This window comes from Citrobacter sp. wls718 (assembly GCF_005280945.1).
Lineage (GTDB): Bacteria > Pseudomonadota > Gammaproteobacteria > Enterobacterales > Enterobacteriaceae > Citrobacter > Citrobacter gillenii.
The window spans coordinates 1-14287 of sequence record NZ_SZWV01000067.1; the positions used below are offsets into that span (position 1 = coordinate 1).

The 14287-nt window shown below is 51.9% G+C and carries 13 protein-coding genes; 2 read left to right on the top strand and 11 right to left on the bottom strand.

Annotation, left to right across the window (positions count from 1 at the left end):
• Nucleotides 1-216: 216 nt before the first annotated feature.
• Both potB and potA read right to left on the bottom strand, forming a co-directional pair.
• The gene (potB, locus tag FDW95_RS12585) at nucleotides 217-1080 is read right to left on the bottom strand and encodes a spermidine/putrescine ABC transporter permease PotB (protein ID WP_115258721.1); all 864 of its coding nucleotides are present in this window, start codon (nucleotides 1078-1080) and stop codon (nucleotides 217-219) included.
• Complete coding sequence (gene potA, locus FDW95_RS12590) at nucleotides 1064-2200, bottom strand: spermidine/putrescine ABC transporter ATP-binding protein PotA (protein WP_115258720.1); 1137 nt, start codon at nucleotides 2198-2200, stop codon at nucleotides 1064-1066. Before potA ends, potB begins: the two co-directional genes overlap by 17 nt.
• A 250-nt stretch (nucleotides 2201-2450) precedes the next feature.
• Here potA and pepT point away from each other — a divergent pair, with 250 nt between their 5' ends.
• A complete protein-coding gene (gene pepT, locus FDW95_RS12595) occupies nucleotides 2451-3677 on the top strand; it encodes a peptidase T (protein ID WP_115258719.1) in 1227 nt (408 codons plus the stop codon).
• A gap of 105 nt (nucleotides 3678-3782) precedes the next feature.
• Here the strand turns inward: pepT and roxA are convergent, their stop codons facing one another.
• From roxA to rluE, 9 genes are all read right to left on the bottom strand, one after another.
• Nucleotides 3783-4904, bottom strand: a complete 1122-nt coding sequence (gene roxA / locus FDW95_RS12600; RefSeq protein WP_096757404.1) for a [50S ribosomal protein L16]-arginine 3-hydroxylase — start codon at nucleotides 4902-4904, stop codon at nucleotides 3783-3785.
• Nucleotides 4905-4992: 88 nt separating this feature from the next.
• Entirely contained in the window at nucleotides 4993-6456 is a 1464-nt protein-coding gene (gene phoQ / locus FDW95_RS12605; RefSeq protein ID WP_096757403.1) for a two-component system sensor histidine kinase PhoQ, read from the bottom strand.
• A complete protein-coding gene (gene phoP, locus FDW95_RS12610) occupies nucleotides 6456-7127 on the bottom strand; it encodes a two-component system response regulator PhoP (protein ID WP_096757402.1) in 672 nt (223 codons plus the stop codon). The genes phoQ and phoP overlap by 1 nt, the downstream gene beginning before the upstream one ends.
• A gap of 174 nt (nucleotides 7128-7301) precedes the next feature.
• Nucleotides 7302-8672, bottom strand: coding sequence for an adenylosuccinate lyase (purB, locus tag FDW95_RS12615; RefSeq protein ID WP_096757401.1), 1371 nt, complete (start codon nucleotides 8670-8672; stop codon nucleotides 7302-7304).
• A gap of 3 nt (nucleotides 8673-8675) precedes the next feature.
• On the bottom strand, nucleotides 8676-9317 hold the full coding sequence (gene hflD / locus FDW95_RS12620; protein WP_115259959.1) for a high frequency lysogenization protein HflD: 642 nt from the start codon (nucleotides 9315-9317) through the stop codon (nucleotides 8676-8678).
• A 35-nt stretch (nucleotides 9318-9352) separates the two neighbouring features.
• Nucleotides 9353-10459: a tRNA 2-thiouridine(34) synthase MnmA gene (gene mnmA / locus FDW95_RS12625; RefSeq protein ID WP_096757400.1), complete on the bottom strand. Its 1107-nt coding sequence runs from the start codon at nucleotides 10457-10459 to the stop codon at nucleotides 9353-9355.
• 53 nt (nucleotides 10460-10512) lie between these two features.
• A complete protein-coding gene (locus FDW95_RS12630) occupies nucleotides 10513-10974 on the bottom strand; it encodes an NUDIX hydrolase (RefSeq protein ID WP_115258718.1) in 462 nt (153 codons plus the stop codon).
• Nucleotides 10975-10984: 10 nt separating this feature from the next.
• Complete coding sequence (locus FDW95_RS12635; RefSeq protein ID WP_115258717.1) at nucleotides 10985-11914, bottom strand: hypothetical protein; 930 nt, start codon at nucleotides 11912-11914, stop codon at nucleotides 10985-10987.
• A 43-nt stretch (nucleotides 11915-11957) separates the two neighbouring features.
• Nucleotides 11958-12581, bottom strand: a complete 624-nt coding sequence (gene rluE / locus FDW95_RS12640) for a 23S rRNA pseudouridine(2457) synthase RluE (protein ID WP_096757397.1) — start codon at nucleotides 12579-12581, stop codon at nucleotides 11958-11960.
• Between the two features lie 202 nt (nucleotides 12582-12783).
• Between rluE and icd the strand changes: the two genes are divergently transcribed.
• Nucleotides 12784-14034 carry an NADP-dependent isocitrate dehydrogenase gene (gene icd / locus FDW95_RS12645; protein ID WP_137363520.1) on the top strand — a complete coding sequence of 417 codons (1251 nt, stop codon included), beginning with the start codon at nucleotides 12784-12786 and terminating at the stop codon, nucleotides 14032-14034.
• Nucleotides 14035-14287: the final 253 nt, after the last annotated feature.

Sequence of the window (14287 nt, forward strand, 5' to 3'; positions counted from 1 at the left end):
GTACATCATTAATGATGCCAGGAAAGCGGAGTTTGATGACTGGTGATGTGAGAATCCGCAGATGCCATCGTAGGCAAATATCATCAGCAGGATAATTAGCGAAAAATTGTTCTCCAAAACTCATGTGCAACTATATGATTTTACAGAGTTTGGCATGCAGTTTACTTGAAGGTAAAAAGCATGCCAAAAGCAAGTTAACCTATTGAATAATATAAACTAACTGTCTATGTCGCTAACCTTCTTATTCAGCAAGCGGGAGGCGCGCCAGTAAACTAATAACATCAGTCCCATCACGATGGTCAGGGTAATGCTGGTGGCGGCACCAAACGGCCAGTCACGAATGTTCAGGAACTGAACTTTTATCACGTTACCAATAAGCAGGTTTTTCGCGCCGCCCATTAGATCAGACACGTAAAATAACCCCATGGCTGGCAGCATCACCAGCAGGCAACCGGCGATAATTCCCGGCATGGTCAGCGGAATGATGATGCGGGTGAAGGTCTGAAATTTGCTGGCACCCAGATCGCGCGCGGCTTCCAGTAGCGGCTTATCGAGTTTCTCAATGCTGGAATAAAGCGGCATAACCATAAACGGCAGCAGGATGTAAACGAGGCCGATAATGACCGCGCTGGGGGTGAACATAATGCGAATGGGGGTATCAATGACCCCGAGCCACAGCAGAAACTCGTTGAGATAGCCTTTGGTACTGAGGAAAATTTTGAGTCCATAGATGCGAATAAGCGAGTTGGTCCAGAACGGAACAATCAGCAGGAACAGCAGCAGTGGACGCACTTTTTCCGGCAGTTTTACCAAAAACCAGGCAAATGGATAGCCGAGCACCAGGCAGGCGAACGTGGCAATCAGCGCCATATTGAGGGAGTGAATCAACACCTCAAAGTAGAGCGGATCGAGCAGGCGAGCATAGTTTTCCAGCGTAAAGACCATTTTGACGAAATTCGCATCGTCACGGGTCAAAAAGCTGGTGCCAATGATCATCAGGTTGGGCAGGAAGACAAATAACACAAGCCAACCGACAATGGTGACGATCACCACACTCTGGAATTTACTTGTGTTCTTCATCAGCCAGTACGACCTCCCAACTTTCTACCCAGTTAATGGCCATTTTCTGGTCCAGAGAGTGATCGAAGTCAGGATCGTCTTCGTTGAAGAATTCGCTAACCATCACCATCTTGCCATTTTCCAGTTCGACAACCGACTCCAGCGTCATGCCTTTGTAGTTGCGCTCACGCACGTAGCCGATAAGTCCTTCGATGTGGTTGTCATCGTTGATCTCATCTACGCGCAGATCTTCCGGACGCAGCAAAACATGCAGTTTTTGTCCCGGCGTAACGCCGAAATTCACGTAAATGTTGCACTCTCGACCTTCAACGTTAGCACGAACGCGTTGTTCATCCAGACGTTCAATAACCGTCGCGTTGAACATATTGATCTCACCGATAAACCCGGCGACGAACAGATTTTTAGGCTCTTCGTAAATTTCTCGCGGCGTGCCGTCCTGCTCAATTTTGCCGTCACGCATCACCACGATACGGTCTGACATGGTCAGCGCTTCTTCTTGATCGTGAGTGACAAAGACAAAGGTGATACCGAGCTTACGCTGCAGTGCTTTCAGTTCGTTCTGCATCTGCTTGCGCAGTTTGTAGTCCAGCGCGGAGAGCGATTCATCTAACAATAGCAAACGAGGTTTGTTGACCACTGCACGGGCAATTGCCACACGCTGCTGCTGTCCACCGGAGAGTTGATGGGGTTTACGCTGGGCAAACTCTTCCAGTTGCACCATGCGCAAGGCTTCGGTGACGCGAGGTTGAATGTCGGCAGTCGGGGTCTTTTGCATGCGCAAACCGAAGGCCACATTCTCGAACACGGTCATGTGGGGGAATAACGCATAACTTTGGAATACGGTGTTCACGTAGCGGTTTTCCGCAGGTACGTGAGTGATATCCTGGTTGTCCAGCATGATATGACCGGAATCAACCGTTTCAAGACCCGCAATCAGGCGAAGAACGGTTGTTTTACCGCAGCCAGAGGGGCCGAGCAGCGTGAGAAATTCGCCATTGTTGATGGTCAAATCCAGGTCGGAAATCACCTCTTTGCCATCGAAACTTTTGCGAATTCCCGCTAATTGCACCAGTGGAGAAAGCGAACGCGGTTGTTTATTCAATTTTTTACTCTGTCCCATGTAAACGCAACGGATGGCTGACCGCTGCGGGGTTTGTGGTTAACCACCTTGATGACTCTTAATGAGGGCGATTATTCTACGGCAAACCATTGTAATCGCCAATCCTTGTTGCGAATTACTGACTTACCCTTATAGTCAGAAGGGGTGTCAGAGACAAATATTCTCACTTGCGGGGATAAAAATGACCTGACGCAATATTTGTCTTTTCTTGCTTATTGATAATGTTGTCACGAAAAGTGAGGGTGACTGCATGGATAAACTACTTGAGCGTTTTTTACACTACGTGTCGCTGGACACTCAGTCTAAATCGGGTGTGCGGCAGGTACCCAGCACTGAGGGGCAGTGGAAGCTATTACAGCTGCTCAAACAACAGCTTGAAGAAATGGGGCTGGTTAACGTTTCATTAAGTGAGAAGGGAACACTGATGGCAACGTTACCCGCAAACGTTGCCGGTGATATTCCCGCGATTGGCTTTATTTCTCATGTCGATACCTCACCGGATTTCACGGGTAAAAACGTCAACCCGCAAATTGTTGAAAACTACCGTGGGGGCGATATTGCGTTAGGCATTGGTGACGAAGTTCTGTCGCTGGTGATGTTCCCGGTGTTACATCAACTTTTGGGACAAACGTTGATCACCACCGACGGTAAAACCCTGCTGGGTGCGGACGACAAAGCCGGAGTGGCGGAGATCATGACCGCGCTGGCTGTGTTGAAGCATAAAAACATTCCCCATGGCGATATTCGTGTGGCCTTTACGCCCGACGAAGAGGTGGGTAAAGGGGCGAAGCACTTTGACGTCGCCGCATTTGATGCGAAGTGGGCTTACACCGTTGATGGGGGTGGCGTGGGTGAACTGGAGTTTGAAAACTTCAACGCGGCGTCGGTCAATATCAAAATCGTTGGTAACAATGTGCACCCTGGTACCGCAAAAGGGGTGATGGTGAATGCGCTATCGCTGGCTGCTCGTATCCACGCAGAGGTTCCGGCAGATGAAAGCCCGGAAACGACCGAAGGTTACGAAGGTTTTTACCATCTGGCGAGTATGAAAGGCACCGTTGACCGGGCGGACATGCACTACATTATCCGTGATTTTGACCGTAAACAGTTTGAAGCGCGCAAACGTAAAATTATGGAGATCGCCAAAAAGGTTGGCAAAGGGTTACACCCGGACTGCTATATCGAACTGGTGATTGAAGATAGCTATTACAATATGCGCGAGAAAGTGATTGAGCACCCCCACGTGCTGGATATTGCCCAGCAGGCGATGCGTGATTGCGACATTGAGCCTGTGCTGAAACCTATTCGTGGCGGCACTGACGGTGCGCAGCTGTCGTTTATGGGATTACCGTGCCCGAATCTGTTCACCGGCGGCTACAACTATCATGGTAAACATGAGTTTGTGACGCTGGAAGGAATGGAAAAAGCTGTGCAGGTGATCGTGCGTATTGCCGAATTGGCCGCGAAACAAAAATAAAGAGTGTGTAGAGGCCGGATGGTGGCTTGCGCCTTATCCGGCCTACAGATACCTCATTCCGTGGGCCGGATAAGCGAAGCGCCATCCGGCGCAGTCACTACTAATTTACCCTTCGAAGAACCAGTATCCGCTGTTAACCAGCGCGGCCAGCATGGCGAGGAAAGACGGATCTTCCAGCGCATCTTCAAAGTTCTCGGCTGTCAGCACAATATGGCTGGCCAGCGCCTCGAGGGCAGGGCGATGCGGTGAGTTAATTTTTTCACCGTTGACGTAAACCTCGTCGCCGACACGGATAACGCGTAATCCGCCCAGACGTACCAGCACATCCCCTTGTTTCAGCGCGTCGTAGATTTCGTCGGGCTGATAAGGTGGCTCCGGCGGGGCGACATCCAGCTCATGACGCGACTGGGAAATAAACTCACCAAACCACTGTTTGAAATGTTCAGGTTGATTAATCAGCCCCAGCATCATTTCACGCAGTTTATCCATTTCTTGTGGCAGAACATCCGCCGGATGGTCGCGCGGCGGCAGGTCCGGGTCGCTGTAATAGGTGCTGCCCAGCTCACGTTGCAGAACGTAATCGGCGAATCCGCTGATTAACTCCCGGGCGTTCGGGGCGCGGAAACCGACAGAATAGTTCATCGCGTTTTCCAGCGCGTAGCCTTCGTGCGGGAATCCTGGCGGGATATACAGAATATCACCCGGCTCCAGCTCCTCATCAATGATGGCCTCGAACGGATCAACCTGCAGCAGATCCGGGTGCGGGCAGTGTTGTTTTAGCTGGAGTTTTTCGCCTACGCGCCAGCGACGACGACCGGTGCCTTGAATGATAAACACATCGTACTGATCCAGGTGCGGGCCAACGCCGCCGCCGGGCACGGAAAAGGAGATCATCAGGTCATCAATACGCCAGTCCGGTAATTCGCGAAACGGACGCATCAGCGCGGCGGTCGGTTCGTGCCAGTGGTTGACGGCCTGGACCAGCAGCGACCAGTTGTTCTCGCCGAGATGGTCATAGCTTTCGAATGGACCGTGGCTCACCTGCCATTTACCGTCCTGATGGCTGACCAGTCGGCTGTCGACTTCACTTTCCATCGCCAGTCCGGCCAGTTCATCAGGGGAAAGCGGATCGATAAAGTTTGTAAAACCACGCTTTAAGACCACCGGGCGCTTTTGCCAGTGGCGTTCGAGAAAGTCGGGCCAGTTGAGGTTTAATTGGTATTCCATAATGCGCATCCGCAGACTGTTGGTTGCTCCGATTATAACGGATGCTTAACCGGATAAGTGATCCCGGTACATAAATATTACAAACAACTTACTCGTCTTTATGCCCCGGGTGCTGACGGCCAAAAATGACCTCCATGCGCGCGCCGCCTAACAGGCTATCGCCTGCGATAATTTGCCCGTCATACTGCTCGGTAATTTCGCGAGCTACCGCCAGCCCCACGCCTTGCCCGGGGCGTAAGGTATCCACACGCTGGCCGCGATCAAAAACCACTTCGCGCTTGGCTTGTGGAATGCCTGGACCGTCATCTTCCACCAGAATATGTAGGCGATCGTCGGACAGGTGAGCGGAGATCTCGACGAACTCCAGACAGTATTTACAGGCGTTATCCAGCACGTTACCCATGACCTCGACAAAATCATTCTGCTCGCCGACGAAACTGATTTCGGGTGAGATATCGAGACTAATAGTGACGCCTTTACGCTGATACACCTTATTGAGGGCGGAGGTTAGCTTATCCAGCAAAGGGGCAACCGGGTGCAGTTCGCGGCTGAGCAGGGCGTTACCACCGCGCATGCTGGCGCGATGCAGGTAGTAGCCAATTTGCTGGGAAATGCGGCTAATTTGTTCCAGCATCACGGGTTCGGCATCCGTTACGCTCATCTTTTCATTGCGCATCGAGCGTAGCGTGCTTTGCAATACCGCCAGCGGTGTTTTCAGGCTATGGGTGAGATCGGTTAAGGTCGTGCGGTATTTATCGTAACGCTCACGCTCACTTTTCAGCAGTCGGTTGAGGTTACGTACCAGGCTAGTTAGTTCCCGCGTGGTGGCGGGATTGAGCATCTCACGGTGATGCTCCTCAAGTTCTCGGACCTCACGCGCCAGTGACTCGATAGGCCGTAAACTCCACCAGGCGGCGACCCATAGCAGCGGGATCACGAGCAGCAAGTTGGCGACCAATACATAGATAAACCAGCTCCAGACCATATACGAGCGCTTGAGCTCAATGGGGATAGTGTCGACAACGACAATGGTAAGCTGAGGCATGCGGGCGGTCTCAGGGTAGACGTTTACCGCCACCGAGTGGGTCATTTCGGCATCGTTATCATCTTCTCTGACTTCTTTAAGCTGCTGTTGCGCGGAGTGATCTTCGCGCAGTAACGTGCTGGTGGCATCGACATCGGCTTCTATTTCATGAAAACCATTCGTTTTTAACCAGTCCGGCTGAATACTGTGCGTCAGCCAGGGGACATCGCGTTGTGCCCACAACAATTTGCCATTTTCATCGTAGATCAGCGACATGGTGGGGCTTTGCATATCGAGATGTTCAGGCAGTTCGACCTGGAGCTTGCCGTCTTCCCATTTCGCGAGGGTGTAAAACAAGTTACTTTCACCGCGCAGAAGACGAAATGTGGTCTTATCAAAGCTTACGCTGTAACCCACCAGCGCGACCATACCATAGGCCAGTGAAAGCACAAGGACAACGCCAGCGGTCGCCAGCAAAAAGCGTACACGCAGCGATAACGGGAGAAAATGACGCAATAATTTGTTCATTAGCGCAGTTCGAAGAGGTAGCCCTGTCCACGTACGGTGGTGATCACGTCATCCGGATATTGCGCCTGAATTTTTTTGCGCAGACGTCCCATCAGTACATCGATGGTGTGGCTTTCACGCAGTTCTGCATCCGGATAAAGTTGTAGCATCAGTGAGTCTTTGCTGACCACTTTGCCGTTATTGCGGATCAGCGTTTCCATGATGGTGTATTCAAACGCGGTGAGTTTGATAACCTCATCATTCACTGATAATTCGCGGCGGGAAAGGTCAACCTGAAAAGGCGGCAGCGAGATAATTTGCGAGGCCAGGCCGCTATTGCGGCGCATCAGTGCCTGCATGCGGGCGACCACCTCTTCAATATGGAAAGGTTTTGTCACGTAGTCATCAGCCCCAGCGCTGAGCACTTCCACTTTATCCTGCCAGCCTTCGCGGGCGGTCAACACCAGAATGGGGAGCGAAACGTCATTGCTGCGCCAGCGGCGGATCAGTGACAAGCCATCTTCATCGGGCAGACCTAAGTCGACGATCGCAATATCTGGCAGATGTTCGTTAAGGTAATAATCTGCTTCCTTTGCATCCTCAGCATCATCAACCTGGTGGCCTGCATCCTGTAACTGAACCTTCAGGTGGTGACGTAATAAGGCATTATCCTCAACAACCAGTACGCGCATCTTCGTTTCTCCCTAAATTGACGGTATGAATAGTTTAACGCTGATTATGTGGCTGTGGGGATAAACATTTAATAAACCGAGGGGAATGTCGGAAGGTGGCATGAACGCCACATCTGGCCTACGCGGGATAAATGTAGGCCAGATAAGCGTGAGCGCCATCTGGCGCAGGATTGATTACTTCAACTCATCAACCATGGTGATGGCGCGACCAATATAGTTGGCTGGCGTCATCGCTTTCAGGCGCGTTTTCTCGTCTTCTGGCAGGGCCAGTCCGTCGATAAACTGCTTCATGCCTTCGGCGTCAACGCGCTTGCCGCGGGTCAGCTCTTTCAGCTTCTCGTACGGTTTTTCAATGCCGTAACGACGCATAACGGTCTGAATCGGCTCGGCCAGCACTTCCCAGTTATGGTCCAGTTCATCCAGCAGATGATCGCGGTTTACTTCCAGTTTGCTCACACCCTTCAGTGTGGACTGATACGCGATCAACGCGTAGCCAATTCCCACGCCCAGGTTACGCAGAACGGTAGAATCCGTCAGGTCACGCTGCCAGCGGGAAACCGGCAGTTTGCTTGCCAGGTGCTGCAGTACCGCATTAGACAGGCCCAGGTTGCCTTCGGAGTTTTCGAAGTCGATAGGGTTAACCTTGTGCGGCATGGTGGAAGAACCAATTTCACCGGCAATGGTTTTCTGTTTGAAGTGGTTCAGCGCCACATAGCCCCAGACGTCGCGGTCAAAATCGATCAGGATGGTGTTAAAACGCGCGACGCAATCGAACAGCTCAGCAATGTAGTCGTGCGGCTCAATCTGCGTGGTGTACGGGTTCCACTGAATACCCAGCGAAGTGACGAATTCTTCACTGAACTGATGCCAGTCAACTTCAGGGTAAGCGGCGATGTGGGCGTTATAGTTACCGACGGCACCGTTGATTTTACCGAGAATTTCTACCTGGTTTAGCTGGCGATACTGGCGCTCCATACGGTATGCCACGTTAGCCATTTCTTTGCCCAACGTAGAGGGTGTTGCCGGCTGGCCGTGCGTACGGGAGAGCAGGGGAATGTCACGATACTGCACGGACAGGTCTTTTACCGCATCGATAAGCTTGCGCCAGTATGGCAGGATCACTTCATCGCGGGCGGTTTTCAGCATCAGCGCATGAGACAGGTTGTTGATATCTTCTGAGGTACAGGCGAAGTGGATAAACTCGGAAACAGCGTGCAGTTCCGGGATATCAGCGACTTTTTCTTTCAGGAAATACTCAACGGCCTTCACATCGTGGTTGGTCGTGCGTTCAATGGTTTTGATGCGCGCGGCATCTTCTTCATTGAAGTTAGCGACGATCGTATCAAGGAAACCGATTGCGTCGGCAGCAAAAGCAGGAACTTCCTTGATCGCTGCGTGCGCGGCCAGTTTTTGCAGCCAGCGTACTTCAACCTGTACACGGAATTTCAGCAAACCGTATTCGCTGAAAATCCCGCGCAGCGCGCTGACTTTATCGCCGTAGCGTCCATCGACAGGGGAAACGGCGGTCAGTGAGGATAATTCCATAGATCACAACTCCGGGGTTAAATGAGCAAGAATTTGTTTTGCCTGAGTGTTCAGGCGATTACGAGAAAACATGAGTTGCAGACGACCGCCACCGACCTGGTGCCAGAGTACGGCAGCACGAATGCCAGCCAGAAGCGACGCACGGACTTTGGCCTGAACCTGCGGGCTCTGGAGGATAGCTGGGGATCCCGTGACCTGAATACGTGGGCCGAGCGGGCTGATGACGTCAACATAAATGCCCGCCATTGCGCTCATTAACGTTTCTGACTGCAAATCGAAATGGTCTAGCTGGCGCTGCAGGCCATTAATACGGTCCCCCAGCGTGTCCATTGCGCCCTTGGCGGCCGACAGCTTTCGCTCCAGCACCATCAGGCTCAGGGTATAGCGGGTGAGTTCCGCGTTCAGTCCCTGACGACTGCTGGCGTTCAGTACACCGAGCAGCGTTTCAAGGCCCAGACGCAGATTGGCTTCACTGCCACCAAACACGCCCAGAGTAGAATTGGGATTCATATCAATAACACTGTTGAGTGAAACGTGTAGTGCATCGGCATCACAGTGCCCCTGGTGTGCCAGTTGTTGCACCAGGCGAGCCGACTGGCAAATGCCTGCCAGAGCGAGGGTGATGTCATAATAATTCTTTGCCACGTTCACTGCTTCCTTGTATTAGATATGTAGATAAATTATACCGGCAGAGGCAGGCGCTGCTCGATAATTCCGCCACCGAGGCACACTTCGCCGCGGTAAAAGACGGCCGACTGACCTGGCGTCACCGCCGCAACCGGCTCGTCAAAAATCACTTCAATACGTTCGTCATCCAGCGACTTAACGGTGCACGGAATATCGGTCTGACGATAGCGGGTTTTCACCGTACAGCGCATTGTGCCGGAGAAGGGTTCGCGATCGACCCAGTGCAGCTGTTGCGCGATCAGGCCAACGGACATCAGACGCGGGTGATCGTGACCCTGAGCGACAACCAGAATGTTGTTCTCAACGTCCTTATCGACCACATACCATGGATCCTCGGTCCCTTCTTTGGTTCCGCCGATACCCAGACCTTTACGTTGGCCCAGAGTGTGATACATCAGCCCCTGGTGCTGGCCGATTTCTTCGCCATCCACGGTGATGATTTTTCCTGGCTGAGCCGGAAGGTAACGGCCAAGGAACTCGCGGAATTTACGTTCACCAATAAAGCAGATGCCGGTGGAGTCTTTTTTCTTCGCGGTAATCAGGCCCAGATCTTCGGCGATTTTGCGCACCTGCGGTTTTTCCAGTTCACCGACCGGGAACAAGCTTTGGGCGATCTGCTCGTGACCGAGCGTATAGAGGAAATAGCTTTGGTCTTTATTGCCGTCGAGTCCACGCAGCAGGCGGCTTTTGCCGTCGACGTCCGCGCGGCGCACGTAGTGACCGGTGGCGATGAAATCGGCACCTAAATCTTCAGCGGCAAATTCGAGGAAGGCTTTAAACTTAATTTCTTTGTTGCACAGAATATCCGGGTTTGGCGTACGACCCGCTTTGTACTCTTCAAGGAACAACTCAAAGACGTTGTCCCAGTATTCTGCGGCAAAGTTAACGGTATGCAGTTCAATGCCGAGTTTGTCGCAGACTGCCTGCGCATCTGCAAGATCGGCAGCAGCGGTACAGTATTCCTCACCGTCGTCCTCTTCCCAGTTCTTCATGAACAGGCCTTCAACCTGATAACCCTGTTGTTGCAACAGCCAGGCAGAAACGGAGGAATCGACACCGCCGGACATGCCGACGATCACTTTTTTTGGGCTTTCAGACATAGGAATACTCACGACATTGAACTTAAAGGCGGCATATTCTATCACGCAGCCCTTTACTTGACACCCTCTGTAAACGGCCAGTTAAATTCTCCGATCATTGCCAGCGGATACCGTTGCCCGCTCTGATAACAGCGAATGCTCTCAGCAACCAGCGGCGAACGCAGGTTCGGTGCAGATAAAATCGCTTCAGCGCTGACCCAACGACAGCAATCTATATCGTTGTCATGCGGATCAGTAGCGCACATATTGGCAAGCTCAATAGAAAACAGAAAACGCAAGAACGGGGTTCTGTCCGGGGCTATCCATTGATGCATGCGAATAAAATGCTGCGGCTGCGCGGTGATGCCGGTTTCTTCCCACAGTTCGCGTGCAGCGGCTTGTACCAGAGTTTCGTCCGCTTCCAGATGCCCGGCAGGCTGGTTCCATAACGCTTTGCCGTTGATGGTTTCCTCAACGACTAAAAACTTATCCTCAGCATGCACAATGCAGGCGACGGTGACGTGCGGTTTGAACATGGTTCACCTCTTATTCTTCTTTAAAGCCTTCAGACACATCTGGCCAGCTGATCTCGCCCGTGGTTTTATCGATACTGATATAGGCCACCGGAGGGGAGGTTTGTGGATCGGCGGCACCCCGGCAAAATTCGGTTTGGTGGTCTTCGCGCACGATGATTTCAATCGCGTTTTTCGCATTCCAGCTCTCATAAAAAACACATTGATAGTCATAACGCAAACTGAGAGTGGCGACCCGCGTGGCTGTATCTGTAGAGAGTGGATTGATGTCGTCGCGATAGCGGTCACCGCTGTTTAAAGGTTGCAGCTGTGATTTTTTCAACCAGCCGCGCACGCTATGACGATCGGCGGTGTAATAGACCACCTCAATAAAATCGTCTTTGGACTCTTCCTGAGCAGAAACCACGTTGCCGGGAACCAGGAACACGGAACTGTTGTGACACTGTGCATTTGGCATTGAATAGAATCCAGCGCGCGAGCTGCCGATGACCTGATAATGGTTGCTGGTGGCGGGGGGCATTTTTTCGCGTTGTGACATCGCTTTATTGGCCCATGTCTGGCAGGCAGGGCTAACAGGAAGCGGGTTAGCTAACGGCGTGAGTCCGTCGGCGGTAACCCAACCGGTAGCGAAAGTGCCGTTTGCGCCCCGGTAGCGGACGTAACGAAAAGGTTCGTCTTTGGACAGCATGCCTGTGCTTTCATAACGCTGCGAACTTCTGAGTACCTCTACAGTGTCGCTATTGACCAAAAACGCCGGGAGCTGGCATCCGCTGGCCGGTGCAGAGTAGAAATGCAGACGAGAGTCAGCGCTGACGTTGGCAGTGGCGTAAAGATAATTTGCCTCTCCCGCCGCGATCCCGGCGAGCGTTTCACAGTCCTGTTTTGCATAACAAAATGGTGAAACTCCGCACAACATGAGCGCTGCAACGATCCGTTTATCCATATGCCGTGTTCTTCCCTGTTAATAGTTGCGTTAAAAATGGATGCTACGGCTGCAGCTCACGCCATTCGCCGTTGGCGAGATTATCCAGCGTGTAATCACCCATGGCATAGCGAATTAACCGCAGCGTGGGGAAACCCACATGCGCCGTCATGCGTCTCACCTGACGGTTACGCCCCTCATACAACGTGATTTTCAACCAACGGGTGGGAATGCTTTTGCGCTCGCGAATCGGTGGATTTCGCGGCCACAGCCAGTCAGGTTCGGCAACAACCTCAACGCCTGCCGGCAACGTTGGGCCATCATTGAGCGTCACGCCATTGCGCAGGGCATCCAGCGCCTCTGGCGTCGGCTCTCCTTCGACCTGTACGTAATAAATTTTTCCGGTGCGCTTACCCGGCTGCGTCAATCGGGCCTGTAATGCACCGTCATTGGTCAGTACCAACAGGCCTTCGCTATCCCTGTCCAGGCGCCCCGCAGCATAGACGCCCTGTACGGGAATAAAATCTTTTAACGTGCTGCGACCCGCTTCGTCAGTAAATTGTGGCAAAACATCGTAGGGTTTATTGAACAAAACCACGCGTTTTGGCTGGTTTTCTTTACGCTGTTTAGTGACTTGTCGTGAGCTGAATCGCTCAACCCGGTGATTTCTAAAAGAAGTTTTTTGCATGGTATTTTCAGATTATATCAATTGCCGCATTATAGCCTAAGAACGAGTGTCTTTCATGGCGGCGAACAATAGGGTAGTATTGACACGCTCATTACAAATCATTAACAAAAAGTTGCTCTAACGCATCCGTGTAGCAGGACGCAAATGCACATGCAGCGTGATGACAGACGAGCAGAACCAGAAGCGCTCGAAGGAGAGGTGAATGGAAAGCAAAGTAGTTGTTCCGGCGGAAGGTAAGAAGATCACCCTGCAAAACGGCAAACTCAACGTTCCTGAAAATCCGATTATCCCGTTCATTGAAGGCGACGGTATCGGCGTTGATGTAACCCCACCGATGATCAAAGTTGTCGATGCTGCTGTCGAGAAAGCCTATAAAGGCGAGCGTAAAATCTCCTGGATGGAAATCTACACCGGCGAGAAATCCACTCAGGTCTACGGCCAGGACGTCTGGCTGCCTGCTGAAACCCTTGATCTGATTCGTGACTACCGTGTTGCTATTAAAGGCCCACTGACTACCCCAGTTGGCGGCGGTATTCGCTCACTGAACGTTGCACTGCGTCAGGAACTTGACCTGTACGTGTGCCTGCGTCCGGTTCGTTACTACCAGGGCACCCCAAGCCCGGTTAAACATCCTGAACTGACCGACATGGTCATCTTCCGTGAAAACTCTGAAGACATCTACGCCGGTATCGAGTGGAAAGCCGACTCTGCTGATGCAGAGAAAGTGATTAAATTCCTGCGCGAAGAGATGGGCGTGAAGAAAATTCGCTTCCCGGAACATTGCGGTATCGGTATCAAACCGTGTTCCGAAGACGGGACAAAACGTCTGGTGCGTGCGGCGATTGAATACGCCATCGCCAACGATCGTGATTCTGTTGCCCTGGTACATAAAGGTAACATCATGAAGTTCACCGAAGGCGCGTTCAAAGACTGGGGTTACCAGTTAGCGCGTGAAGAGTTTGGTGGTGAACTGATCGACGGCGGCCCGTGGGTGAAAATCAAGAACCCGAAAACCGGGAAAGAGATCGTTGTTAAGGACGTTATCGCCGATGCGTTCCTGCAGCAGATCCTGCTGCGTCCGGCAGAGTATGATGTTATCGCCTGTATGAACCTGAACGGTGACTACATCTCTGATGCCCTGGCAGCGCAGGTTGGCGGTATCGGTATCGCGCCGGGTGCAAACATCGGTGACGAATGTGCACTGTTCGAAGCCACCCACGGTACTGCACCGAAGTATGCGGGTCAGGATAAAGTGAACCCTGGTTCTATCATTCTGTCTGCTGAAATGATGCTGCGCCACATGGGTTGGGTAGAAGCAGCCGACCTGATCGTTAAAGGTATGAGCGGTGCGATCAACGCGAAAACCGTAACCTATGACTTCGAACGTCTGATGGATGGCGCTAAGCTGCTGAAATGTTCTGAGTTTGGTGACGCGATCATCGAAAACATGTAATCCACATTCTGGGTTGTATGAGAACGGGAGCCGAGAGGTTCCCGTTTTTTTATACCTGTAAAATTCCTACCCCAAAACTCTCGCCAAAACGTTTCCCCAAAACCAGGTTTGGCACTCATGCCAGCTTATCCGGTGCTGGGGGGAAGACACCGGACTGTTAGTTTAATTATCATTATATTAATGGATTGTTGTTCTCGACATCTTCCATGTATAAAAGTGTATCGTCGACAGGGTAATGACTCCAACTTATTGA

What these genes read in the sequence shown, in the direction of transcription:
- potB (WP_115258721.1), bottom strand. Translation starts at nt 1,080, where the DNA reads ATGAAGAACACAAGTAAATTCCAGAGTGTGGTGATCGTCACCATTGTC.
- potA (WP_115258720.1), bottom strand. Translation starts at nt 2,200, where the DNA reads ATGGGACAGAGTAAAAAATTGAATAAACAACCGCGTTCGCTTTCTCCA.
- pepT (WP_115258719.1), top strand. Translation starts at nt 2,451, where the DNA reads ATGGATAAACTACTTGAGCGTTTTTTACACTACGTGTCGCTGGACACT.
- roxA (WP_096757404.1), bottom strand. Translation starts at nt 4,904, where the DNA reads ATGGAATACCAATTAAACCTCAACTGGCCCGACTTTCTCGAACGCCAC.
- phoQ (WP_096757403.1), bottom strand. Translation starts at nt 6,456, where the DNA reads ATGAACAAATTATTGCGTCATTTTCTCCCGTTATCGCTGCGTGTACGC.
- phoP (WP_096757402.1), bottom strand. Translation starts at nt 7,127, where the DNA reads ATGCGCGTACTGGTTGTTGAGGATAATGCCTTATTACGTCACCACCTG.
- purB (WP_096757401.1), bottom strand. Translation starts at nt 8,672, where the DNA reads ATGGAATTATCCTCACTGACCGCCGTTTCCCCTGTCGATGGACGCTAC.
- mnmA (WP_096757400.1), bottom strand. Translation starts at nt 10,459, where the DNA reads ATGTCTGAAAGCCCAAAAAAAGTGATCGTCGGCATGTCCGGCGGTGTC.
- FDW95_RS12630 (WP_115258718.1), bottom strand. Translation starts at nt 10,974, where the DNA reads ATGTTCAAACCGCACGTCACCGTCGCCTGCATTGTGCATGCTGAGGAT.
- FDW95_RS12635 (WP_115258717.1), bottom strand. Translation starts at nt 11,914, where the DNA reads ATGGATAAACGGATCGTTGCAGCGCTCATGTTGTGCGGAGTTTCACCA.
- rluE (WP_096757397.1), bottom strand. Translation starts at nt 12,581, where the DNA reads ATGCAAAAAACTTCTTTTAGAAATCACCGGGTTGAGCGATTCAGCTCA.
- icd (WP_137363520.1), top strand. Translation starts at nt 12,784, where the DNA reads ATGGAAAGCAAAGTAGTTGTTCCGGCGGAAGGTAAGAAGATCACCCTG.